The organism is Capnocytophaga genosp. AHN8471, assembly GCF_016806945.1.
In the GTDB taxonomy this organism is placed as follows: Bacteria; Bacteroidota; Bacteroidia; order Flavobacteriales; family Flavobacteriaceae; genus Capnocytophaga; species Capnocytophaga periodontitidis.
Genome location: NZ_JAESPJ010000017.1, coordinates 1 through 24,713, shown reverse-complemented (window position 1 = coordinate 24,713; position 24,713 = coordinate 1). Strand labels below are relative to the sequence as shown.

The window sequence follows — 24,713 nt, the reverse complement described above, 5'->3', positions numbered from 1 at the left end:
GTTTAATATTGGATTGTTGGTATATAGGTTACGCGATAAAAAGTTTGTGGCAACAATAGTGTGCGATATATTTCAGGAGTGGTATTTCTGTTGGTAATGAGCACTTGTTTTTGAGTACTCAAGGCAAAAAGTACGTGCTGGTTATCTATGAATTGAACATTGCTGCGAGTGGTTGAAAATTGTCCTTTAGGCAAGGCGACTTCTAAAGGTACACTTACAGTTTTACTATGTTCGTTTACTTTATATATAAGTGCTCTTGACCCTGTAGTTTTGTTTTCGCGTGCGTTGTCAATCACTAACACTTCGTTAGGAGCTTGTACCACAGCACAATGGATACCGTGAGACAAGAGGTTTTCGGTAGGTTTAATAGTTCCGTTTTCACCCACACGATACATCAATTCGCCTGTTTTACCATTGATTTTCCAGAGCTCGCTATCGCGATTGGTGGTCATATAGTAATTGCCTTCGCTATCTTGGTCGATAGAATTGGCGTGAATCCAGTCTTCTTTCACTTTTTTAGTTGTGATATTAGGATGATCAAGCGGATTTAGGTGGTCAAAACAGCTCCATTTTTTTACGATTTCTCCTTGGGTATTCATAATCACAAAGCCGTCGCCTGTAACGGTATCTGTTTGAGAGCCACCTTTGCTACTGAGGTCTACTGTTTGGTGAATATAGGTTACTAAACCTATATTGCCATCGGGTAGAGGGCGGCATTCGTGGTGTACTTCGCGGTTTTTCAGTTCGGGGATAGAAGCGAATTCTTTTTGTAACACAATATTGCCAAAAAGGTCTATTATTTTTAGCTTTTTAGCGTTGAACACAAAGAGTCCTTCGGAAGGAGCATCGGTGAGCAAGTAGAATTGTTGTGTACGAGGGTTGTAGTTCACTACTGCAGGAGTATCGGGTACGGGTTCATACCACACTACAGTTCCGTTCATATCCATTAGGTAAATATTATTTGATTTACGGTCGTTTGCTAACAGATATCCTTTGATGGGGTCTTTTAGTTTATCTTCTTGCAGAGTAGCATTTGGCAAAAATGATTGTACACTTTTAGTTTTAAAGTGTTTTGCTTCAGTTTCTAATCCGTTGCCATAGCTAATTTTGCAAGCGTATTCGGTTTCGGGTTTTAGGAATAGCAGAGTTTTGTGTTCAGTTCCTTTTCCTTGATAAGTATTGGTGTGTTGCACTTGTGAGGGGTTGCTCACTTCCCAATAGAAAATGCGGAAAGACGTTTCACTGCTAAAAGTAGCAGTTACTTCGGCACGAAGGAGATTTGTTCCACTCAAAGCCACCGAAAAATCAGTTAGGGAGCCTTGATAAGTAGCGATGTTATCATCTTTTTTACAAGAGATTAAAACTACTCCTATGGTTATAAACAAAATAATAATCGATTTTTTCATATTTATTTAGGTTTATATTTAAGTTTTTTTCAATTGTTTTAATGAGGGAAAGCGTTATTCATTATCAGGATTTACAGGTTCAATAGCATTAGTAAAAGGTTCATACATCACATAATCCCATAAAGCATAATGGTCTTTAGTAGGGATATGGTCGCCTATAAAATCTATATTTTCTACACTGCAAAAGATGCGGAAAGGATATTGTTGTCCGTAGTTGAGTTCTTTCTGGAGGTGTTGTACTCCATCGATGAGCCACGTAGCAATGTAATGGTTATTTTGAGGGTTGATAGTTAATTTTATTTGGAAAGTATGCCATTGGTCACTATCTATAAGTACTTCAGCATTTTGAGCCCAAGGATTATTTTGGCTGGTCATAAACACTACGACCTGACCTTCTTTTGCGCCTAATTTCTTTCTGCGTTTAGCATCACCTGAGCCTACTTCAAAATCTATTTCGTGTCCTTCACTGTTATACAAGAAAGAGCCTATACTTGCCCACGCACCAGTTTCCATTGGTGGAATGTAGGTGCGCCAAGTGTAGATACCAGCCCCGTAACGGTGTACTGTTTTTTGTTTTTTGCGTTGTTCAGTATAAGCTTTTGTCCATATTTTCATAGCCCATCCATCTTTGGCGTAAGAATCACTTACTGCTTTAGCATAAGTTTCTTTGTCCTTTCCTTGCGGGTAATCCTCATCCTGATTGCCTAATAACCAACCATTGAGAGATTTAAAATCCCATAGCATTACTTTGGTTTTATCAATGGTTACTTCAGGAATATCATTTGATTGTTTGCTGCAACTCGCACAAAGGCTCAAAAAAGCAAAAGTTAAAAATAGGTTTAGTTGTTTCATATAATTTTATTAGTTTTCTTTTTTAAGAAAAAGGGGCTATGAGAGAGGATAGCCCCTTTTTGGAAAAAATCAATTTGCCATTTATAGAGATAAACATTGATTCACTACTAATAGGCGGTATATTCAATAAAGTTGAAAGTAGCGTTATATTTTTTAGTAGGATCTTCCAGTTTATTACCAGGTAGCCAATCGCCTCTATTAGATTCGGCACTGATACCTAATTCAAACTTAAAGTCATCTTCACCAAAGTTAGTTTTAAGTGTTTGTATTGGTTTATCATCTAAATAATATACCGCAACATATTTATTACCTGCTTTTTTCAATTCGATGGTGAATTTATAATCTTTATTAGGTTGTAAGACTTGTTTGTAGCTTGACAAACCAGGTTCGGCAGAAGCGATAAACAAGAGCATTTCACCTTGTTTAGCACCGAGGCGAGTGCGGTCTTCATCTTTTCCATAACGAGCTACCATTTGGAACAAGCGTTCTATAGTTTTTGGGGTATCGGTATAGAAATAGAGAATCATTCCCATTTGTATTTTAGCCGACTCGTTTACTTCAGGCAAACGGATAGAGCAAGTGTATTTACCATATCCTACTTGAGGTTTGTAATATGCTTTTGACACATTGCAATAGGAATTGGTGGTAAGGATTAATTTGCCGTTATCTAATTTGCTAAAGGCAGGTCCATCAGCTCCTACATTTGTCCATTTGCCCCAATCATTAGGGAAAGTATTGAAATCCCAGCGTTTTACTTCTCCTTTATCGGGTTCAGGGGTTTCGTCTATTGGATTTGTTTGTGTAGAAGGTTCTACAGGGGCTATAGAGTAAGAATAAGGGGTATAAGTTACATAATCCCACAAGCCATAGTTTTCTTGGTAAGGCCAGTTATCACCTATAAATTTAAGATTTTCGGTACTACAGAAGATGTGGAAAGGGTGTTCTTGACCGTAGTTAAGCTGTTGAGCGGCACATTTTACCTCATCGATAATCCAAGTTGCAAAATATTTATCGCCAATTAATTGCAAGTCGATTTTAAAGGTATGCCAAGCATTCTTTTTGATTTTTATTTTTTGTTGTACAAAAGGATTATCTTGACTGGTAATGTAGGCAATCACTTCGTCATCGGAAGTTTTAAGGGTTTCACGTTCTTTAGCGGTACCAGAACCCACTTCAAAATCGAGTTCGTGTTTGTCGCTATTCCACAACCAAGAACCTATGCTCACGCGTTCAGTGGCTCCCAAGTCGGAAATATAGGTACGCCAAGTATAGAGCCCAGCACCGTATTGTTTTTTGGTTTTGAGCTTTTTGCGTTGTTGCGTATTGGCTTCGGTATAGATTTTCACTACTTTACCGTCTTCAGCTTGTGTATTGCTTTCGAGAGAGGTTTGTGAAACATTGGCGTTTTCACCTTGACTGGCATTGATCCAATCGTTGATGTTGTCGAAATTCCATTTGATTTGTTTGGCAGTATCAGCGGAGCCTGTTTGAGGTGTGCCTATCTCACTTTTAGGGTTCTCACTAAAACGCCCATCAACATCGCTTTTACTACAGCTGATGGTGCTGAGTATCGCTGCAACTATTAGTATAGGTTTAGTATAGGTTTTCATATTTTGTTATGTTTAAAATTATTGTTCTCTAAAGGAGCGGTTATTTTGCAAGTCGGGAAATTTATTGCTATATACGCTTGGTATAGGGTAATAACGACGCATATCGTACACTTTTAGAGGACTGTTGAACTTAGGATATACTTTCCATTGAGGGCTTAAGTCGTAAGGTTTTTTTACTACATTAGGGTCTCTTCTCGCATTGAGATTAGTTTGTTTAATTTCTAATTTTTGTTTGATAGTGTCCATATACTTATCTAAGCGATCTTTCCACAAGCCCATACGGATAAGGTCGATACGGCGCAAGCCTTCCATATTAAATTCAAAGAGGCGTTCGTCGCACAATTTGCTACGCATTTCTTCTTTTGTAGGGAAATTAGCCAAGATGTAATTGTGAGAACTACCTTGAAAAGCTCTTTGGCGTATTTGGTTTATCAAATCTACAGATTCTTGATTAGGGCCATTGAGTTCATTGAGTATTTCGGCTTTAGAGAGCAGTACATCGGCATAGCGCAATAGAGGTAGATTATTGGGTGTATTATAATTGTAAGTACCTGCTTTTTCGTAGAAATACTTATCGGTATACACATTGGCGAGCTCTGTAATACGAGGGCTTGAAGCCTCGTTGTTGAGGGTGCCCATTTGAGTTAAAGTAGGAGCGACATATTTTTGATTGGCATCATTAACATTTAAAAATTCGCCTTTGATAAATTGGGTTAGTCGTTCGTCGCTACTATCAAACTGCCAATAGAGTTCTAAAGGCACATTGAAGATGTCCCAACCTTTGTTGTAATCCCAAGAAGTGAAATAGAGTGCTAAATCGGAAGCTCCTGAGGGTACTGATTCACTACTACGCACTGCAAAGATAATTTCGCTGTTGTAAAGAGAAGCACGTGTACGTGGGTCGAAAGGATCGAAGGGGTGCGCGAGCAAGGTGTATTTACCAGTAGCGATTACTTGGTTAGCATAAACTAAAGCGGCTTGCCAAGCAGCAGTAGCATCACTACCTTCTTCGCGTAGGCGGCCTGCTTTACGCATATAGAGACGCATTAAGTAACCATAAGCAGCCCCTTTGGTAGGTCGACCAGCATCACTTCCGTTTACACTCCACTCTAGAGGTAAATTATTAGTTGCGATAAGCAAGTCTTGTTCAATTTGGTTATCGAGTTCTTCTACAGTAGCTAAAGTAGGATTAGCGGTAGCAGCATAGTAACCATTGGTAATTAGAGGAACACGGTAGAAAGTGTTAGTGAGCTGATAGTAGGCGAAAGCGCGCATAAAGTGAGCTTCGGCTAAAAGTTCTACTTTCTTATCGGCGGTTTTAAAACGGGTTTCGGGTATCATTGCTATATTATCAATAGCAGTATTGGCACAACCTATCATTTGCCAATTGCCATTATAGCTTGTTAATAATTGGATGTTACCTGCAAGCCCATTATTATTTAAAATTTCGAAGTCGTTACCTTCTTTGAATCCATCATCGGTAGAAAGGTCGTTGATGTAGAAGGTACTTGGGTGAGTGGCAGAGTTTAAATATCTATAGATACCATTTACCCCTTCTTGAGCGTTTTCTTCAGTAGTGTAGGCATTATTTACGTTGTAAACAGAGGAGAGATCCTCTTTTAGTTCACAAGCTGTAAATGATAAGCCTAAGGTAGCTACTAAGATATATAGTTTGTAATTCGTTTTCATTTTCTTTTAGTGTTAAAATGTTAATTTCACTCCAAAGTTGATAGTGCGATAAGCAGGATAAGAGTTCAAATCTAACCCTTGTGCGATGGCACTGCTACCATTGGTACTGATATCGGGGTCAAAACCTTGATATTTAGTAAAGGTGAGCAGATTTTGACCACCTACGAACATACGCATTGTTTTGAGGGTTTTCATATTCCATTTGTTACCATTGAAAGTATACCCTAATTCGATATTGCGGAGTTTTACAAAATCGGCATCTTCTACGAAGCGAGAGTTTACATAGGAGCCATAAAGCAAACCGTCATTTTTTTGATAGCCGTTACGAGGAACGCTATTGGAAGCGTGAGCGCGAGTCCAGCGATCGGATGAGGCGGCTAAACGATTGTTATCTTCGAGGTAGATGCGTGTAAGGTTGAGCATTTTAGCACCTAAAGAAGCTTCAAAGAAGAAAGAGAAGTCAAAATCTTTATAAGTAAAGCTATTGTTGAGCCCAATGATAGTTTTAGGGATACCAGTTCCTAGTACAGTACGGTCGTTTTCGTCTATTTTACCATCGCCATTAAGGTCTTTAAACTTAGGATCACCAGGCACAGATTTGATTTGAGGGGCATATTGTTCTCCTTGCTGGATAATACCGTCGAACACATAACCATAGATAGCACTGAGCGGTTCACCTTCTTTGAGCATCATATATTCTTTTTCTTCATAAGAACCGTGAGGGCGTATGTATTGGAAACGAGGTTTGCCATCATTGAGTTTTAACACTTCGCTGCGGTTGTGAGCAAAATTGAAAGCGGTATTCCACGTAAATCCTTTTTTATTAATATTAGTAGATTTGATAGCTATTTCATATCCGCGATTTTCTACTTCACCATCGTTTACCATCATAGCGGTATACTCGAAACGGCGGCCATCGTTTACATAGTTAGGGAAGCCACCAGAAGGGTGAATAGGGTCGGGGTTTAACAAATCGTGAGTACGCTTTATATAGTAGTCAAAACTGAGTTCAACACTTGCAATATTCAAATCAATACCTGCATTCCATTGTGCGGTAGTTTCCCAACGGAGTTTTGGATTATAGGGGTTGGAAGGATACATACCTTTAGTGCCTTCAGTACCTCCTATGTACACATCGCGTACAGAATATTGGTATTGAGAGAGTCCAAATCGGATACCATCATTACCGCTAAGGCCGTAACTGGTGCGCAATTTGATACGAGAAATCACGGGTTTTGTCCAAGCCATAAATTTTTCTTCGCCTAAGTGCCAAGCTAAAGAGCCTGCGGGGAAAATTCCCCAACGATAGTCGGCTCCAAACACTGAAGAACCATCGGCACGAACAGAAGCATTTAGGATATAACGGTTGTTAAAAATGTACTCAGCACGACCAAAAACAGAACCTTTTTTAATAGAAGATTCTCCGGATCCTATCCAATCTAAGTGTTGAGCAGCGCCGATGTTTTTGAAGGAGAAGACATCAGAAGCGAAACCATAGGCTTGAACTTCATCACCTTTGCCTCTTTGATAAATGTAAGAAGTACCTGCGGTTACTTTTATATCGTGTTTACCTTCCATTTTAGGGTGATAAGTAGCAACACCTTCAATTTGGTGTTTTACGTTTTCTTCGTGACTAAGGAAGGCTTGACCTTTATAAGCTTGACCGATAGAGGTAGAGCGGTCATAGTATTTTTCGGTTTTTAGATGGTCGTAAGCATAGGTGTAACGACCGTTGATAGTAAGAGAAGGCAATAGGTCAATATCGGCATAAGCGGTAGCATACATCGTATTGAAATGGCGATAGAGTTGAGCTCCATTCATTTCTTCGAACACTGCTGGACGACGAGCTTTAATTCCAAAGACATCAAAACCTTCTTTGTTTTTCCAAGGCTCTAAGTTAAAAATACGGTACATTATATTTTTATCGGAAGAGATAGTACCCATATCTAAGAATTTCTTTTTAGACTGGGAAAAGTTCATATTAGCTCCAGCTCTTACTTTTTGGCTAATTTTGTACTGTAAATTCACACGTCCGCCGTAACGGCTATAATCAGTATTGAGCAATATACCAGGTTCAGTGAGGTAATTAGCCGACATAAAAGCAGAAAGGCGGTCGGTACCTCCTGATACTGAAAGTTGATGTAATACAGTAAAAGCATCGTGAGTAGTTTCTTTGAGCCAATCGGTACCTTTACCGCGGTAAGTAGCTTGAGCAGCAGTCCATTTATTATATTTAGCTAACCCAGTTTCATTATATAGGCGGCGAGTAAGAGCAATGGTTTCACCAGCATCGAGTAAATCCCAAGGGTTATACATATTTTTAAAAGCCGTTTGGTTAGAATACTCTACATTGAAAGAACCTTCTTTACCTTTTTTAGTAGTGATAAGGATGACCCCATTGGCACCACGAGCGCCATAAATAGCAGTGGTAGAAGCATCTTTTAAGATTTCTATAGACTCGATGTCGTCTATACTAATTTGCGACATATTGTCGGTTTGAAATCCGTCGATTACATATAAGGGTTCATTATCGGCACTCACAGAAGAAGCACCACGTACACGGATAGATACATTACCACCAGGTTCTAATGAATTCTGACGTACTTGTACACCTGATGCACGCCCTTTGAGCATCTGCGACATATCGGCTACTACCCCAGCTTTCACATCGTCTGTTTTAATAGAGGTGATAGCACCTGCTAAGTCGCGTTTTTTAGTAACTCCATACCCCACAACTACAACTTCCTCGAGCTTTTTTTGTTCATCAGCCAAAGCAATGTGCAAAGGCACAGGGGTATTGGCAGTTACTTTTACATTCTGGGTTACATACCCCATAAAAGAGACTTCTAAGGTCTGTCCCACCGCTACATCTATGGAGTATTTACCATCCATATCGGTGCTGACACCTTTGGTAGTTCCTTTCACTACTACTGAAGCACTCATCAAAGGCTCCTTAGTAGTAGCATCGCTGACAGTTCCACGAATGGTGCGTTGTTGTGCATAACTCCAACTCACTAATAATAGTAGAACTGATAAAAATAGATTTCTTTTCATACAATGGTTGTTTGTTTTTGTATCGTTTGATGACACAAAAGTATAAATAACGTGCATAAACGATTCCTTTTGTTGTCTAAAAAAGGTATAAAATCGTCTAATAGCTTCTAAATATTTGTAAATCAACAGATCATAAAAGAGGTAATTTCATAAAAAAAGCTGTCCGAAAGTATCAAACAGCTTTTAATAAGATAGTGTGTTTACTTATTTCCAATCTTTTTTCTTAGAAGTTTTACCAATACCAGGGTTAAAGCTATTGGTAGGGTCAAGGGAATTGTAGAATTTTTTCAGGTCGTCGTTAGCGTGATACAAGTGTCCGACGTTATGCTCGGCGGGGTATTGAGCGCCGCGTGTATCTAATATTTTGAGCATCTCTTCTTCTATTTCTTCACAATTGTAACCTTTTTTAATTACATAATCCTGATGGAATACGTGGCACATAAAGTGTCCGTAATACAATTTGTGAAGAATTTTAGCATCGAGTTCAGGGGGGAGTTTTTCAAACCAATCCTCGTCGTTGCGGCGCAAAGCGATGTCTAAAGCGACGATATCTTCTACCTCATCTTCGTGTACGGAACGATAACGAATGGCAGCTGAAGCTACTGCAAAGCGCAAGAGCATTGCCGCTTGAGCGAGTTTGGCATCACACTCTATAAACGCCCCTTTAGTGCTATCGGCAAATTCTTTTTGCAAATAAGCGCGTGCTTCGTCTACCCCTTTGCCTCCCATTTTTAGAATGAGGTGGTGTTCATATTGGTTGCGGTAATCCCACAATATCTTAGGAAGGTGTTGAGGCATTAATTTAGAGGTGAATTGTAAGAATTTTTCACTGAAATGGTTGGGCATAAAAGGTAGTTTTTTGGCTACGCGGTCACCCCACGCTTTGAGAGAGAAGAGTTTAGGGAGGTATTCAGTACCGACATTTTTGATATACCAAAAAGTATCTTTACCATATTTAGCAGCGATATCAAAGGCCGTACGGTGGATATACTCGCCAGAGATAGGAATTTCTTCGAAAGTACCAAGCATATCGCGGCGCAGTTTGGTGAGTACAGCTGTATTGTTAGTACCTATATAGAATACGGCAGTTTTTTTCTCGGCAGGGAAAGTATCTACACGGACAGCAAAAACGCCTAAACGACCTGCACTACCTGAGGCTTCGAATAAGCGAGCGGGGTCGGCATTGAAGCGGGCAGGGGTATTAGCATTGATTTCGCGTACGTGGTTACAATAGTCGTGGTCGTGTCCTTTTTTGTCAGTGGAATGGATGTCCTTTTGCTGGTATTTGCCTTCTTGGAGATTAGTGAGAATTTCTTTAGGAGAGCTTCCTAAATCAATGCCTAAGTGGTTGATGAGCTCTAATTTACCATCGGCATTGCGTTGGGCAAAAAGAGCCATTTCGGTATAAGCAGGGCCACGTTGTACTAAAGATCCACCAGAGTTATTGCACACACCTCCAATTACTGAAGCTCCAATACAAGAAGAGCCAATTACAGAATGAGGTTCGCGATCGTATACTTTTAGTTCTTGTTCTAAATGGTTGAGTGTAGCCCCAGTGAGGCATACAGCTTGTTTCCCTTCGTTGATAAGCTGAATGTTGTCGTTACGCATTGTGTTGATGATTACCACATCGCGGTCGTAATCGTTGCCAAAAGGGTTAGACCCACCTGTAATTCCTGTATTGGCAGCTTGAGAAATTACAATCACATCGGCTTCAACACAGGCTTCGAGTACTTGCCACTGTTCCCACAAAGTAGCGGGACGCACAACGGCAATTGCGTTGCCAGTACCAAAACGATATCCAGTGCGGTAACGTTCAGTTTTTGAGGGGTCGGTAATAACGTATTTTGCGCCAACGATGTGGCGCAAGGTTTCTAATAGGTTTTGTGTGTTCATTATTATTTCTTAGTTTTATAGGTAAGCGTTAAACCAAATTGAGGTTCAGTAAAGAAATTGTGTTGGATGAAAGGTTCTAAGGTAAGGCGTTCATCTACATTGAATTGTTTGAGATGGGCATCGACATTTGCCTCGATGATGTTTAGGGCGTATAAGCCTACTCCTATAAGAATAGAAAGTTCTTTATTACGGCGATAGAACTGTATGCCTCGGCGCAAGCCGTCGGTGCTGAGGCGCGGCTGTCCATCAGGGCGATTGCCATAAAACTCATCATCGGTAAATCCTTGTTGACGACGTTTGTAGGCGGAGAGATAACGATCGTATTCCTTAGAGTTTTGTATATAGAAGTATATAGGGGTTCCGATAGCGATATACACCAAAGGTACTTTCCAGTAGCTTTTGTTGTATATCTGCCCTAAGCCTGGTACGACAGCTGAATAGAAAGCTGCTTTTGCAGGAGAAAGAGGGTCGGTATTCCAAGGAACTTTTTTCATATTGTCTTGCATAACGGCTACTTGTATAGAATCGGAGGGTACTTCTACCACTTCCTCTGTATTGTTTTGTGCGTACGAAATACCCACTCCGGAAAGGAGTGCCATTATGAAAACAAATGTTTTACTCATCTTTTTTGTGTAATAAGCTTTGAATACGTTTGAAATCTTCTTCTGAAGTAAAAGGGATGGTAAGGCTACCTTTTCCATCTTTGTTCATTTTTACGGCAACTTTGGTGCCAAAAAAATGATTAAAGCAACTCATATTTTCTTTGATATAAGTAGGTACTTCAGTTTTACTATTGCTTTTAGGGATTTGAATACTTACCACATTAGGTGTTTCGGGGTTTTGCAAGCGGCGCACTAACTCTTCGGTATCACGTACTGATAGGTTATCGGAAATGATTCGTTGGTACACTTCAGCTTGTTGTTCGGGGTCTTCTATAGCGATAATTGCACGTCCGTGTCCCATAGATATAAAGCCGTCGCGTATGCCTGTTTGAATGATAGGAGCGAGCTTCAGCAAACGCAGATAGTTAGTGATTGTGGAGCGTTTTTTACCTACGCGTTTGCTCATTTGGTCTTGAGTGAGGTTTACTTGCTCGATGAGTTGTTGGTAAGAAAGTGCAATTTCTATGGGGTCTAAATCCTGGCGTTGGATATTTTCAACCAAAGCCATTGTAAGCGACTCGTTGTCGTCGGCGATGCGGATATAGGCTGGGATTGTTTTGAGTCCAGCTAATTTGGAAGCTCTGAAACGGCGTTCGCCGGATATGAGCTGATATTTGTTTTCGCCGTCGAGTTTGCGTACGGTGATAGGTTGGACGACCCCCAATTCTTCAATAGAGGAAGCGAGCCCTTGTAGTTCTTCTTCGTTAAAAGAAGTACGAGGTTGAAAGGGGTTTGTTTCTATCAGGTCGAGTTCGAGTTCTATGATATTTCCTACGATTTTATCGGCGTTTTTATCTTTTATAGAATTGATAGCCACTTCGGGGCTATTGCCAAAAATGGCTGAAATACCTCTCCCCAAGGCAGGTTTTTTAGCAGGTTTCGTCATTATGCAGTTTTATTTTTATCGATAATCTCTTGAGCTAAGTTGATATGATTGGTAGCCCCTTTACTGGTAGCATCGTAGTTGATAATGGTTTCGCCGAAACTTGGAGCTTCACTGAGGCGTACATTGCGCTGTATAATGGTTTTGAATACCATATCGCTAAAGTGTTTTTGGACCTCTTCTACTACTTGGTTAGAGAGTCGCAAGCGTGCATCGTACATAGTGAGCAATAAGCCTTCGATATCTAAATCGGGATTGAAGGTTTTTTGTACGCTTTTAATAGTATTGAGGAGTTTGCCTAATCCTTCCAGAGCGAAGTACTCGCATTGGATAGGCACGATCACTGAGTTGGCAGCTGTAAGAGCATTTAGAGTGATGAGCCCTAAGGAAGGAGCACAGTCAATTAAAATATAATCATACTCATCTTTGATAGATTCTAAGGCTTTTTTGAGCATAAACTCACGTTGTTCTTTATCAACTAACTCAATCTCGATAGCGACCAAGTTGATATGGGCAGCGATAAGGTCGAGATTGGGAGAGCTAGTGTGAACAATCATATCTTTAGCTTCCATAGTGTGCTCTAAGAGCTCGTAGGTGCCGTGTTCAATAGAATCTACATCAATACCTAAGCCAGAAGTAGCATTTGCCTGTGGGTCGGCATCAATGAGTAATACTTTTTTTTCTAATACGCCTAATGAGGCAGCTAAGTTCACGGAGGTAGTAGTTTTTCCGACGCCTCCTTTTTGGTTTGCAATAGCTATTATTTTACCCATAGATTTAGTGTTTTTAAAAGTTAAACGGAAGTCCTTGCTTGGCTACATTAGCTAATTCTAATTCATTGATTTCTGTAGCTTTGGCAATAGCCTTGTTGAGTGTGATAATCAAATAATCCTCCAAGGCTTCTTTGTCTTCTAATAAAGCCTCGTTTATTTGAATGCTTTTAATTTCTCGATTGGCAGTAATAGTTACTTTCACACTGCCATCAGCGGCGATTTCATCAACTAATACGTGATTTAAACGTGCTTTAGCCTCTTCTATTTTTTGCTGGGTTTCTTTGAGTTTTCCCATCATTCCCATCATATCTTCAAACATAATATTTTATTTTTTCAGAGGGCAAAAGTACAACTTTTTTTGAAACATCACACAAAAAATACAATCAATAATTGTGCTACCATTATTCGCAAGAAGGTAGTAAGTGGATAAACACTTGCATACGTGAGGGCTGGTACTTCGGAATTATTCATATCATTGGCAAAAGCCAAAGCAGGGGGATCGGTAGAGGCACCTGATAGCAAACCACAAATTTCTAAATAGTCCAATTTTCCTTTGATACGTGCTGCCAAAGATGTGATAATGAGGGGTATAAGAGTGATAAGTGCGCCTAATCCCATCCAATATAAACCTTGACCATGCAAGATCGTTTCTACAAAAGTAGCTCCTGCATCCAAGCCTACACTGGCGAGGAAAAGTACAATACCTATTTCGCGCACCATTAGGTTGGCACTTTGAGATACATAGTGTGTTACTGAAAATTTACCTCCATACCTACTGATAAGTATTGCTACGATAAGGGGGCCACCTGCTAATCCTAATTTTACAGGTACAGGAATTCCTGGGATAGAGAAAGGAATACAGCCTAAAAGTACTCCGAGGGTAATTCCCATAAAGAGTTCGGCGATATGAGGGGTTTGCAATCGGCGTTTGGAGTTACCAAACTCTTTGCTCACGAGTTGTATATGAGTTTCGTCGCCTATTACAGTAATGGTGTCGCCAAACTGCAACTTGGTATGAGCAGAAGGTACAAACTCAATACCTGCACGGAATACACGAGTAATCGTTACTCCAAAACGCTTGCGCACATCGAGTTCGGCTAAGGTTTTAGTGAAAATAGCACGCTGGGTAACATTGATGCGACGAGAGGTGTAACGCATTTCTTTTTCGTCGGGGAAATAGTCGAGAATAGGAACACTTTCGCCCATTAGAGTAAGAAACTTCTCGTTTTCTTTTTTATTGACTACTATCAGTACGATGTCGCCTTCTTGAATAACAGTAGTTGCATCAGCCATTAGTATTTCGCCTTTTCGACACATACGAGAAACAGTAAAATCAAAATCAAGAGTTTCTCTGATGACTTTTAATTTTTTGCCATAGAGCGCAGGGTTTGTAACTTTAATAGCAAATCTATTGATAATTACTTGATCTTTAGAATGGCGCACAGCATTGAGGCGTTTTTCGGCTTCTACATTTACTTTTAGAAAAGCTTTGAGTCCTAACATCACTAATATGATTCCCAATACTCCAAATGGGTAAGCTACTGCATAGGCAGTAGAGAGGGAAGGTATTGTAGTGGGGTCGCCTTTGAATACATCTTCTAATGTAGCTTGTGCAGCACCGAGTCCTGGAGTGTTGGTTACAGCGCCTGACATTATTCCTACCAAGGTGCCCATATCAGTTTGGGTGAGGTAGTGAATAGCAATTACTGTAAACATACACGTTACAATGGAGAGTACAGCTAATAAATTGAGTTTGATACCTTCTTTTTGGAAGGAAGCGAAGAATCCAGGTCCTACTTGTAATCCGATGGTATATACAAATAGAATAAGTCCAAATTCTTTTATGAAGTGTTGTATGTGAGAATTGATAGTAAAGCCTAATTCGGCCATAGCGATACCTGCAAAAAGTACCCAAGCGATCCCGAATGAGATGCCGAATATTTTTATTTTACCTAAGGCAACTCCTACTGCGATGACTACGCTATACACTATTACGGTGTAGGCGACACTTTCGTGGTTAGTCATCAAATTCCAAAGCCATTCCATTTAATGTTTAATGATTAATGTTTAGTGTTTAATGATTAATTAAGCCCCCGAACAAATACAAGTGTTTGTAAGGGAACTGTTTTTTATATAAATTTAAGAGAAACTTTGCCAAAGATGCGAACCACACGGGCAGAGAACTTTGGCAAAGTTAAAATTTTATTTATTATCCTAAGAACGGATAACGGTAGTCTACGGGTGGTACAAATGTTTCTTTGATGAGGCGTGGTGATACCCAACGCAACAGATTTTGGGCTGATCCAGCCTTATCGTTAGTACCTGAGGCACGTGCGCCTCCAAAAGGTTGTTGCCCAACGACAGCTCCTGTAGGTTTATCGTTTACATAGAAGTTACCAGCGGCGTTTTCAAGGGCTTTCACAGCTTCGTCTATGGCATAACGACAAGTAGCAAATATTGCTCCTGTGAGCGCATAAGCTGAAGTTTCGTCAACGAGTTTCAAGGTTTCTTCCCATTTAGAGTCATCATATACATACACGGTTACTACAGGTCCGAAAAGTTCGGTTTCCATAGTGGTATAATGAGGATTGGTAGTGACAATCACGGTAGGTTCAATGAAATAGCCTTTGCTCTTGTCGTAGCCACCGCCGACGAATATCTCGGCATCTTTATCTTTTTTAGCTTGGTCGATATATTTAGCTAATTTATCGAAAGAATGTTCGTGAATAACGGCAGTGATGAAATTTTCGAAGTTTTCGGGAGAACCCATTTTGAAAGACAATACATCTTCTTTTACGAAGGCTAAGGTTTCATCAGCTTTTGATTTAGGCAAGTAGACACGAGAGGCGGCACTACATTTTTGCCCCTGATACTCAAAAGCACCGCGAGTAATAGCTGTAGCCACTTGTTTAGGACAAGCACTTGGGTGAGCGAGGATAAAGTCTTTACCACCTGTTTCACCTACGATTTTAGGATAAGTTCGGTAATTATGGATATTGTTGCCTATTTTTTTCCAAATATCTTGGAATACATTGGTAGAGCCAGTGAAGTGAATGCCTGCGAAGTGAGGGCTTGCAAGTAGTGTGTCGGTAATCATAGCGGCATTGCCGTGTAGTACATTGATAACGCCATCGGGTAAGCCTGCTTTTTTGAAGACTTCGACTATCATATTAGCGGAGAAGATTTGCGAAGTACTTGGTTTCCAAATTACCACATTACCCATTAAGGCAGCACTGGCGGGCAAATTGCCAGAAATAGCAGTAAAGTTGAAAGGAGTAACGGCATATACAAATCCTTCAAGTGGGCGGTATTCAACACGATTCCAAACTCCTTCAGAAGAGTTGGGTTGGTCGTTATAGATATTAGCCATAAATTCGACATTGAAGCGCAAGAAGTCGATAAGTTCGCAAGCGGAGTCGATTTCGGCTTGGTGTACAGTTTTTGATTGTGCAATCATAGTAGCAGCGTTCATTTTGGCGCGGTAAGGACCAGCGATAAGGTCAGCTGCTTTTAAAAAGATAGCGGCGCGTTCTTCCCACGCGAGAGCAGCCCATTTTTTGCGGGCTTCGAGGGCTACTGAAATAGCTTTTTCTACTTCAGCTTTATTGGCATTGTGGTAAATGCCTAAGCAGTGTTTGTGGTCGTGAGGAGGGTGCATTTCACCAGTGTTGCCAGTGCGCACTTCTTCACTACCGATGTAGAGGGGAGCATCTACTGGGGTGTTCCACAATTCTTTGTAAGCTTTGAGCACCGCTTCACGCTCGGGACTTCCGGGAGCATAGCTCTTTACAGGCTCATTAACAGCCTTAGGTACTTTAAAAAATCCTTTTCCCATTGTTATTTCGTATTTTAAGTTGTTAATAATAAATTAGAAATTTTCGGCTAAGGTACGACAATTATTTGAACCAGCAAAATTTAGGAAGGAAATCATATAAAAAACTTTGCCAAAGTTCAAAGTTTGTTGTGTTATGAACTTTGGCAAAGTATTGTTGTTTATTTTTTTTGTTTTTACAAGAAAGTACCACTACTTTCAGGAGAAAGATCAGAAGCTATAATGTCGTTTTGGTCTTTTTCGATTTCAGCTTTACTCACGCCAAATTCGCGCACTGCATCTTCTATTTGTTTATCTTCTGCTATGATATCGTGGTAAATGTGTATAGGGATTTTCACCTCCATAACTTTGTTAGCAGGAAGGGTACTATAAGTTAATTCAGCGGGTTTGGTAGTGAAATAGCCTAATACGATTTTCAAATCGAAATTTACATAAGCTCTTTTGATTTCAAAGAATCCTTTCAATCCTATTTGCTCTCTACGGAGTACTCCTTTAGGGGCGTTTGGATTTTTATCATAATTACCGCCTTTGATGTACAATTCTTCAGGATTGGTATCGCGGTATTTGTAATGTAAGGCTTCTGCTTGAGTAGGGACGGTAGTATTGCTAGCTACTGCTGTGAAATTATCGGCGATAAAGAAGAATTGATAGTGATTGGGAGCCTGACCAGTAGTCAACAGTGAGTTTATACGTTTACCCTCTTTATCATAGAAAATAAGTTCTATTCCAGAGAGTGATACTCCAGCTAGATCATTACTTCCTTCCCAACGGATGGCGGTAGGATTATCGCTTGCTGGGGTAATAACACCATTTTTGTTCTCAAAATAGAAACGTTGTACTGTTTTGAGGTATTTCACGGGGTAGTCGGGGTTGCCGTGGAAATAGCCGTGAGAATGCCCTTTGGTAAAACGCACTTCAAGTCGGCTCCACTTAGCTACAAACTCTTCGGTAGTAGCTGTGGTTGTGGAAGTTGTGGTAACGGTAGTAGTAGAAGATTGAGTAGTAGAAGGAGTTACTTTATTATCGTCTTTACTGCAAGAGACAGAAAGAAAAGTAACAAATATTGAGAGCAATGAGATTTTAAAAAGGTCGTATATATTTTTCATCGTTTTTTAATGTTAAAAAGGTTATTGTTTAATTTGTATAGGGAGTGTCATATCGGAGTCTAATTGAAAGGCACTAGAATACTCCACAACGTTGTAAGGGCGTTCTTCTTGGGTTTGAGGGTTGAGTTTATTAGCAATAAGGAAGTGTGCTAACTTGATACGCAACTTATAATCGCCCGCAGTAGCCTCGTCTTTGATGTGAAAGATACCTTTTAGACCGATAGGGTCACGTAGTTCAGGGTGTTTTTTATCCCAAGTACGGAAGCGCAATTTTACTCCTTGTGTGCCATAAGAGGCATTTTCGGGGTCGGTATCTTGATATTCATAACTTACAGCTTTGTTCATAGCGGTTACCATCGCATCTCTTCCGTCTTTATTTTCGGGGTAATTCCCTTGAAATAACTGAAAGAAATGTTGGTGGATAGGTGCCATTTCGGCGGTTACAAACTCGTGGTTCATACGCACATTGTTGTTGTAATATACAATTTCGAAACGGTATTCGTGTCCTACTTGCCATTGTATAGGGCTACTGATGTCGTATACAACTCCTTTAGGTGATTTGTTTGCGGTGCGCTCTTGTACTTCCTTAGTGCCTATGTCGGTGATGATAAACTGCACTTTGTCGGGCATATCGTGACCTCTGTCTTTGGTTTCATCAGTAGCAGCTTTAGGTTGGGTGTTGTCTTTACTACAACTACTGAATGTAAAAGCTACTAAAACTATTAAGCTGATAGCTTTTGATAAATATGATATTCTTTTCATTTTTGATGTTTTTATTAGAAATTATAATTTAATCTTACGAATACATTTCTACCCAAATCGTGAGCATAATATCTAAAACGATTGGTGTATTCTTTGTATTCGGTGTTTAAAAGGTTTTCGGCGGAGACTCTTATTCCTAAGGTCTGTTGGTCGCCAATTTTTAAGGTAGTGCCTATATTAGCTTCAAAAAGGTGATAGGCATCGGGGGTGGTGGAAACTAACTCCTGAGAAGGCTCAAAGCGGGTTTGTTTGGTTACAAAGATATGCCCTATACCCACAGTAAAGTTTCTTAGCAACCGTCCATTGCGGTCTACGTTCCATTTTAACTGCTGACTCACACGCGGAGCAGGTATAAAAGGAAAGTAACGCTTGGTTTGCATCTCGTTGGCAAAGACTACAGAACTTTTTAGCTCATAACTTAGTTCGTGGTCGCTTAGGCGATGCCATTTTATCAGAGGCAATCTTGCCTCAAGGTCTACCCCTCTAAAGAAAGCATCCGCTTGAGTGTACTGAAAGATAGGGTATACACCCGAAAATAGAGTGCGTACTTCGCCTGTAGGGTAATCGTAGATATAGTTTTTTATCCATTGCAGGTACATATCTACATTGAGCGATAACTTGGGGTGCTTGTAAGCAAAGCTGGTAAGCCACTTGATACCCGTTTCGGACTGCAACGTCTCATCACCCAAGTCATAAGTACCCGCTCCGTGGTGTAGCCCGCTGCTATACAGCTCGTTTACGTGAGGGGCACGCCACGCTACTCCTACATTGGTGCTAAGGTCTATCCATCTATGACAACGGTATAACATCCCTGCACTATAAGTGATATTGTGAAACTGATGTTCACCTCCATAACGTTGTGAGTACATATCATAGCCATCGGCATTGAGGTATTTGTAGTCGTACCTAAGTCCTACCTCAGCAAGCCACTTTTGGTAATCATAACGTTGTATACCAAAAGCACCATAGCTAAGCGAGGCAAAGTTAGGGATCACAGGTACTACCCCTGTGCCCGGTTGGTTGTAGTTATCCTGCTTGCCGAAACTACCACCTATCATTGTTTGCCAACGCTCATAGCTGTGCTCCCAATCAATATCGAAGGTGTGAGTAGTGAGCTCCATATTGAGGGCAGGGATGCGCGTTCTATCCATTCGGCGGAGGCTGAACTCTTGGCGTATATCTTTCTGGAAAGCGTATTGCGCAGTGAGTTTGCCACCAAAAGGCAAATAGTAAAACGCCTTAGCTTTTAACAAGTGATGTACAACCTTTTGTTTAGGCGCGTTGATAGTGTACGAAAACGGATAGGTAGTGAGAGGTCTGCCGATTTCAAACCTACCCAATAAGTCGTCTAAATTACCAATATGTGACCCGTAGAACACACTACTTTCATTCTCATAACGGCTATAAAACAGCTCGGCAGTACCTTGTTTTTTTTGTACGCCTGTAGCTACCGAAAAGTCAGCCTCACGAGCAGCCGTATTGTTCAGCAAATAGTTGGCCGTACTAAGGTCTCCAGAGCGTTTTAGGGTACCTTGTATGCGCCATGCCCACGAATGTAATTTGGGTACTGAACCTTCTACACTTGCTATAAGGGCTGTTTTTCTACCATTGGAAGCGAAAGAGGGGAGCAATCGGCCGTGGAGTCCATCTCCATAGGGCAGTTTTTTAGGAGCTATGAGGATTACGCCACCTAATGCATCGGAGCCATAGCGCACAGCATCTGCCCCTTTTACCACAGTTATCTGGTCGGCTACCATAGGGTCTATTTCAGGAGCGTGGTCTGCCCCCCATTGTTGTCCTTCTTGGCGCACCTCGTTATTGAGTATCAAGATACGATTGCTGTGCAAGCCGTGAATTACTGGTTTGGCAATAGTAGCCCCCGTTTGTATCATTGAGACACCTGCTATTTGGGTAAGAATTTTAGATAGTTCGTCTCCTGAATGATTTACGAAGCCCTCTCTTTCAAGTGTGCGAACGATACCAGGTAAATTACAAGTCATTTGCTGTTTAATAGGACCCCCTACTACAGTTACGCCTTCTAACTGACTGACCGTTTCCTTCATTACTATCTTATAAAACTGTACGACACCTAATGAAAGAACTGTCTCATAGTCGTGAAAGCCGAGATAGGTAATTTTGAGGGGGTAAGTTCCTCTCGGTAGTTTCTCAATAGTTACTTTGCCATTACTATCGGTGAGGTAATGTTTCCCCATAAAGTGCACTACTGCCCCTACTAAAGGTAATTGTTTTGTATCTTCTACTTGCAGTTGTAATCGGCTTTGTCCAAAAGAAGAAAGCGCACACAAGAGTAGCAGAAGAGATAATATCTTTTGCATAAGAATTTAATTTGAAAATTAGCAAATTTGCCGATTTGTCAATTTGCTAATTGGCAAATTGACTCATTGATAAATTAGCAGGGGGAGCCCGTGAAGGAATGCTAAAGGCAGTTTGAGAGATGCCTTTTTCAGTAAAGAAGAATACGGTTGAAATGGTTTGCTCCCACAACTGATAGGTAAAAAAAGAAGGAGCGAAGAATTGGTGAAGTTGTAAAAAGATACAATCAAAATGAGTGTCGGTAGCAGAGAAGTGTGCTTGGTGATGGCACTCATCGCCTGTGGCTATAGCGCATAACTCTTCCTTAGTGTGGTGATTATGAAAGAATTCGCCCACTGGAAAAGCAACTTTCAGCATACATAAAAGTAGCAGAAAGGCGAAGATGCGCGTATGTAACGATTGTCTTTTTATCATTTTCAATTTGCAAAATTAGTAAATACTTATGAAACAGCAAAGAATTATAGGGTAGTTTTTATTTGAAAAAATTGCTAAATTACTAATTTATCTATACTTTTGCCCCCTGATTTATGACAATACAGAAACTCATATCTTTCATTTATTCTACCAAGCTGATGGCAATTCTCTTCATTGCTTTTGCTATAGCTATGGCAGTAGGAACTTTTGTAGAAAACGACTACGATACCGATACCGCCCGCATTTGGGTGTACAATACTTGGTGGTTTGAGGCGATAATGGTACTTTTTGTGGTAAATTTTATAGGGAATATCTCTCGCTATCGATTGCTTAAAAAAGAGAATTGGGCAGTGCTGGTGTTGCATCTCTCGTGGGTGTTTATCATCGTAGGGGCTGGGGTTACGCGCTACTTTGGTGATGAAGGTATGATTTCTCTACGCGAAGGAGAAACTACAAATACTTACCTCTCCGATCGCACTTATATCACTGTAATGGTAGATGGCACTTATCAAGGAGCTCCCTTGCGCAAAAAGAAACAAAAAGAGGTACTTTTTTCTTCACATACCTCTAATCATTATCAGTGGTCGTCCGATTTTAAAGGCAAACCTTTTAGCATTACCTATAAATCGTTTAAACGCATAGGCAAGGAGATGAATGTCTTAGTATTGGAAGTTGTTTCAGGTAATCAGCGCAAAGAAGTAACAGTAATGGGCAAACGTGGCGTACAGCACCCTCCTACCACAATCACTTTGAACGGCTTGCAGTTTCATCTAAGCTATGGAGCACGTGAAGAGAAGTTGCCTTTTAGTCTTACCCTCAACGATTTTATAGTCGAAAAATACCCTGGTACCGAGAATAGTTATGCTTCCTTTAAAAGTAAAGTAACCGTGAGGGGGGGAGGGAAGACTTTTCCTTATGATATTGAGATGAACCATATTCTCAATTATCAAGGTTATCGTTTGTTCCAATCTTCTTTTCACCCCGATGAACAAGGTACTATACTATCGGTAAACCACGACTTTTGGGGTACCCTCATCACTTACATAGGTTATATACTGCTCTTCGGTAGTATGTTGGCGTTTATGTTTGTAGGCAAATCCCGATTTAGGAAACTCAATCAGCAACTTAAAGACCTCCAAGCCAAAAGGGTTGCAATCGTTTTGGCATTATGTTTTGGCTCTTTGGCTACTGCCCAAACTCCTATGGTAGTACCCAACAAAGCGCACGCTGAAAAATTTGGTGCAATGCTCATTCAAGATGATGGGCGCTTTAAGCCTGTGAATACCTTCTCTTCAGAACTCTTACGAAAACTTAGCAAACACGATACTTATAAAGGGCTCACTTCCGATCAAGTATTGCTTTCTATGCTCCTCAGTCCGCAAGCGTGGTATGAGTCGGACATTATCTATGTAAAGAAAGCTAATGACAGTTTGCATCGTTTTTTGGGAGTCCCTGAAGGAACCAAATGGGTGAAGCCTAAAGATTTTTTTGATGCAAATGGACACTACAAGCTTGCCCCTTTATTGAAAGATATTTACAACACAAATACTCCTAACCAATTTCAAAAAGATTTTAAGGAAGTAGACCAACGTATAGGGTTGCTTAACAGAGCGTTACAAGGTGATATTTTTAAGGTCTTCCCTGTGCCTAATGACCCTAATCATAAGTGGATTTCGCACTTAGATTACGTAAACGATACCCTCCAAATCACCGACCCACTGTACAAGCAATTTGTAAAAAATGCACTGCCAGCTTACCTTATTTTGCTACAACAAGCCACTGAAACAGGCGATTATAGCAAAGCTGATAAGGTGCTCAACAATATCAAACTACAACAAGAATTTTACTCGGCTGAGGTATTGCCCTCACCTGCCAAAATACAAACCGAATTATGGTACAATCGCATCAACATTTTTGAACAACTCTTTCAAGCGTATTTGTATCTTGGTACAGTGTTATTTATAGTATTACTATGGCATATTTTTATACCAAAACAAATTTTTAGAAGACTTACCCAAATAGGTATAGCCTTACTGTGGCTCTGTTTTATCCTGCATACTGTGGGACTTGTTGTACGTTGGTATCTCTCGGGGCACGCACCTTTTAGCGATGCTTATGAGAGTATGATATATGTAGGATGGTCGGCTATTGGGGTAGGACTTTTCTTTTCTCGACGTTCCCCCCTCACGGTTGCAGCTACCGCTTTTGTAACCGCTATGATACTGATGATCGCCCACTGGAATTGGATGGATCCTGCTATTGGTACCCTCCAACCCGTACTCAATAGCTATTGGCTGATGCTACACGTTGCCGTGATTGTAGGTAGTTATGGACCTTTTGCCTTAGGAATGCTCTTAGGGGTTCTCAACCTCCTACTGATGATAGTTACTACCCCAAAGAATGCTCTTAAAATCAATCTTATACAACAAGAACTCACTATCGTAAACGAATTAGCTCTTACAGTGGGACTCGTGATGCTCACTATAGGCAACTTTTTGGGTGGTATGTGGGCAAATGAAAGCTGGGGACGTTATTGGGGGTGGGATCCCAAGGAAACTTGGGCATTGATTAGCATTATGGTTTACGCCTTGGTAATACACCTGCGCTTGATACCCCATTGGCGTGGACGATGGGCGTTCAACTTTATGAGCATTGTTGCCTTTAGCAGTATTCTAATGACTTATTTTGGCGTGAATTTCTACCTTACAGGTATGCACAGTTATGCCACAGGCGATAAAATTATCACCCCTGCTTTTGTGTATTATGCTGTGGGGATAGTGCTGTTGTTAGGACTGGTATCGTATTTGAGAGTGAAAAATGAAAAATGAAAAAGACTTTTTTCTAAAAATCTAATTTAAAATGCAAAACTACAAAAAATAATATAATTAGCTCATACAAAGAGGATTATTTTTTTGATAGGAAGATAAGAGAAGACAGAGTCTTAGATGATTTGGACAGGCTTTTTCAAAATTAGGTTTCTAAATCGTTACCTAATACCTTGAAAAATAATTTTTATTAGTAGGTTATATTTCAGTGTTTTACACCTTTTTTCATATTGTACAGTAACTTGATAAAAAGTACTTTCGCAAATTAAAAAATTAGAGTATGAAAAAAGTAAAACGCTCAACTTTTAAGGTATTGTTCTACCTTAAAAAGAATGCCCCAAAGAAGAATGGTAAGGTTGCTATTATGGGACGTATTACCATTGACAATCAGGTAGCTCAGTTTAGTACCAAACTTGAAATCCTTCCACAGAAATGGGATTTGAAGTACGGAAGGGTAACAGGTAAAACAGAAGAAGCTACCCAACTCAACCGAAAGCTGGAAGAGATTCGCTCACGTATCATTACTCATTATGAGGAACTGATGAAGTACGAGGGAGTGGTTACTGCTCAGAAGCTAAAAGCTACTTTTCTAGGTATAGGAGTAATGGAAGATTC

18 protein-coding genes are annotated in these 24,713 nt (G+C 40.3%); 2 read left to right on the top strand and 16 right to left on the bottom strand.

The features are described 5' to 3' along the window. Positions 1–2: 2 nt before the first annotated feature. The 16 genes from JMN12_RS07910 to JMN12_RS07835 all read right to left on the bottom strand — a co-directional run bounded on the left by JMN12_RS07910 (position 3) and on the right by JMN12_RS07835 (position 21,216). A complete protein-coding gene (locus tag JMN12_RS07910) occupies positions 3–1,406 on the bottom strand; it encodes an aryl-sulfate sulfotransferase (protein ID WP_203138462.1) in 1,404 nt (467 codons plus the stop codon). 54 nt (positions 1,407–1,460) lie between these two features. Next, positions 1,461–2,258, bottom strand: a complete 798-nt coding sequence (locus JMN12_RS07905) for a hypothetical protein (protein ID WP_009411994.1) — start codon at positions 2,256–2,258, stop codon at positions 1,461–1,463. Between the two features lie 107 nt (positions 2,259–2,365). Continuing rightward, positions 2,366–3,868 (bottom strand): toxin-antitoxin system protein, encoded by a 1,503-nt coding sequence (locus JMN12_RS07900; protein ID WP_088593974.1) that lies wholly within the window; start codon positions 3,866–3,868, stop codon positions 2,366–2,368. Between the two features lie 18 nt (positions 3,869–3,886). After that, positions 3,887–5,557, bottom strand: a complete 1,671-nt coding sequence (locus JMN12_RS07895) for a RagB/SusD family nutrient uptake outer membrane protein (RefSeq protein ID WP_203138450.1) — start codon at positions 5,555–5,557, stop codon at positions 3,887–3,889. A gap of 12 nt (positions 5,558–5,569) precedes the next feature. Continuing rightward, entirely contained in the window at positions 5,570–8,611 is a 3,042-nt protein-coding gene (locus JMN12_RS07890; RefSeq protein ID WP_203138440.1) for a SusC/RagA family TonB-linked outer membrane protein, read from the bottom strand. A gap of 204 nt (positions 8,612–8,815) precedes the next feature. After that, entirely contained in the window at positions 8,816–10,507 is a 1,692-nt protein-coding gene (gene dld, locus JMN12_RS07885; protein WP_203084874.1) for a D-lactate dehydrogenase, read from the bottom strand. A 2-nt stretch (positions 10,508–10,509) separates the two neighbouring features. Beyond that, the gene (locus JMN12_RS07880) at positions 10,510–11,130 is read right to left on the bottom strand and encodes a DUF5683 domain-containing protein (RefSeq protein WP_009411989.1); all 621 of its coding nucleotides are present in this window, start codon (positions 11,128–11,130) and stop codon (positions 10,510–10,512) included. Next, on the bottom strand, positions 11,123–12,055 hold the full coding sequence (locus JMN12_RS07875; RefSeq protein WP_198466968.1) for a ParB/RepB/Spo0J family partition protein: 933 nt from the start codon (positions 12,053–12,055) through the stop codon (positions 11,123–11,125). Before JMN12_RS07875 ends, JMN12_RS07880 begins: the two co-directional genes overlap by 8 nt. Beyond that, positions 12,055–12,825 (bottom strand): ParA family protein, encoded by a 771-nt coding sequence (locus tag JMN12_RS07870; protein WP_009411987.1) that lies wholly within the window; start codon positions 12,823–12,825, stop codon positions 12,055–12,057. Before JMN12_RS07870 ends, JMN12_RS07875 begins: the two co-directional genes overlap by 1 nt. A 13-nt stretch (positions 12,826–12,838) precedes the next feature. Then, entirely contained in the window at positions 12,839–13,144 is a 306-nt protein-coding gene (locus tag JMN12_RS07865; RefSeq protein ID WP_009411986.1) for a YbaB/EbfC family nucleoid-associated protein, read from the bottom strand. A gap of 47 nt (positions 13,145–13,191) precedes the next feature. Then, the gene (locus tag JMN12_RS07860) at positions 13,192–14,871 is read right to left on the bottom strand and encodes a putative transporter (protein WP_198466970.1); all 1,680 of its coding nucleotides are present in this window, start codon (positions 14,869–14,871) and stop codon (positions 13,192–13,194) included. 163 nt (positions 14,872–15,034) lie between these two features. Then, a complete protein-coding gene (pruA, locus tag JMN12_RS07855; protein WP_088595287.1) occupies positions 15,035–16,660 on the bottom strand; it encodes an L-glutamate gamma-semialdehyde dehydrogenase in 1,626 nt (541 codons plus the stop codon). A 173-nt stretch (positions 16,661–16,833) separates the two neighbouring features. Continuing rightward, positions 16,834–17,763 (bottom strand): hypothetical protein, encoded by a 930-nt coding sequence (locus JMN12_RS07850; RefSeq protein ID WP_198466972.1) that lies wholly within the window; start codon positions 17,761–17,763, stop codon positions 16,834–16,836. A 21-nt stretch (positions 17,764–17,784) separates the two neighbouring features. After that, positions 17,785–18,525 (bottom strand): hypothetical protein, encoded by a 741-nt coding sequence (locus JMN12_RS07845; RefSeq protein WP_203138438.1) that lies wholly within the window; start codon positions 18,523–18,525, stop codon positions 17,785–17,787. A gap of 14 nt (positions 18,526–18,539) precedes the next feature. Further along, complete coding sequence (locus JMN12_RS07840) at positions 18,540–20,861, bottom strand: TonB-dependent receptor (RefSeq protein ID WP_203138436.1); 2,322 nt, start codon at positions 20,859–20,861, stop codon at positions 18,540–18,542. 46 nt (positions 20,862–20,907) lie between these two features. After that, the gene (locus JMN12_RS07835) at positions 20,908–21,216 is read right to left on the bottom strand and encodes a hypothetical protein (protein WP_203138485.1); all 309 of its coding nucleotides are present in this window, start codon (positions 21,214–21,216) and stop codon (positions 20,908–20,910) included. Between the two features lie 215 nt (positions 21,217–21,431). On the opposite strand from JMN12_RS07835, the gene ccsA reads away from it, so the two are divergent. Together ccsA and JMN12_RS07825 are read left to right on the top strand one after the other, a co-directional pair. Next, on the top strand, positions 21,432–24,101 hold the full coding sequence (gene ccsA / locus JMN12_RS07830; RefSeq protein ID WP_410494241.1) for a cytochrome c biogenesis protein CcsA: 2,670 nt from the start codon (positions 21,432–21,434) through the stop codon (positions 24,099–24,101). Between the two features lie 277 nt (positions 24,102–24,378). Then, positions 24,379–24,713 (top strand): Arm DNA-binding domain-containing protein (locus tag JMN12_RS07825; RefSeq protein ID WP_238423852.1); only part of this gene is annotated, 335 nt, incomplete at its 3' end.

Excerpts from the sequence above, each read along its gene's own strand:
- JMN12_RS07910 (WP_203138462.1), bottom strand. The coding sequence starts at position 1,406 with ATGAAAAAATCGATTATTATTTTGTTTATAACCATAGGAGTAGTTTTA.
- JMN12_RS07905 (WP_009411994.1), bottom strand. The coding sequence starts at position 2,258 with ATGAAACAACTAAACCTATTTTTAACTTTTGCTTTTTTGAGCCTTTGT.
- JMN12_RS07900 (WP_088593974.1), bottom strand. The coding sequence starts at position 3,868 with ATGAAAACCTATACTAAACCTATACTAATAGTTGCAGCGATACTCAGC.
- JMN12_RS07895 (WP_203138450.1), bottom strand. The coding sequence starts at position 5,557 with ATGAAAACGAATTACAAACTATATATCTTAGTAGCTACCTTAGGCTTA.
- JMN12_RS07890 (WP_203138440.1), bottom strand. The coding sequence starts at position 8,611 with ATGAAAAGAAATCTATTTTTATCAGTTCTACTATTATTAGTGAGTTGG.
- dld (WP_203084874.1), bottom strand. The coding sequence starts at position 10,507 with ATGAACACACAAAACCTATTAGAAACCTTGCGCCACATCGTTGGCGCA.
- JMN12_RS07880 (WP_009411989.1), bottom strand. The coding sequence starts at position 11,130 with ATGAGTAAAACATTTGTTTTCATAATGGCACTCCTTTCCGGAGTGGGT.
- JMN12_RS07875 (WP_198466968.1), bottom strand. The coding sequence starts at position 12,055 with ATGACGAAACCTGCTAAAAAACCTGCCTTGGGGAGAGGTATTTCAGCC.
- JMN12_RS07870 (WP_009411987.1), bottom strand. The coding sequence starts at position 12,825 with ATGGGTAAAATAATAGCTATTGCAAACCAAAAAGGAGGCGTCGGAAAA.
- JMN12_RS07865 (WP_009411986.1), bottom strand. The coding sequence starts at position 13,144 with ATGTTTGAAGATATGATGGGAATGATGGGAAAACTCAAAGAAACCCAG.
- JMN12_RS07860 (WP_198466970.1), bottom strand. The coding sequence starts at position 14,871 with ATGGAATGGCTTTGGAATTTGATGACTAACCACGAAAGTGTCGCCTAC.
- pruA (WP_088595287.1), bottom strand. The coding sequence starts at position 16,660 with ATGGGAAAAGGATTTTTTAAAGTACCTAAGGCTGTTAATGAGCCTGTA.
- JMN12_RS07850 (WP_198466972.1), bottom strand. The coding sequence starts at position 17,763 with ATGAAAAATATATACGACCTTTTTAAAATCTCATTGCTCTCAATATTT.
- JMN12_RS07845 (WP_203138438.1), bottom strand. The coding sequence starts at position 18,525 with ATGAAAAGAATATCATATTTATCAAAAGCTATCAGCTTAATAGTTTTA.
- JMN12_RS07840 (WP_203138436.1), bottom strand. The coding sequence starts at position 20,861 with ATGCAAAAGATATTATCTCTTCTGCTACTCTTGTGTGCGCTTTCTTCT.
- JMN12_RS07835 (WP_203138485.1), bottom strand. The coding sequence starts at position 21,216 with ATGCTGAAAGTTGCTTTTCCAGTGGGCGAATTCTTTCATAATCACCAC.
- ccsA (WP_410494241.1), top strand. The coding sequence starts at position 21,432 with ATGGCAATTCTCTTCATTGCTTTTGCTATAGCTATGGCAGTAGGAACT.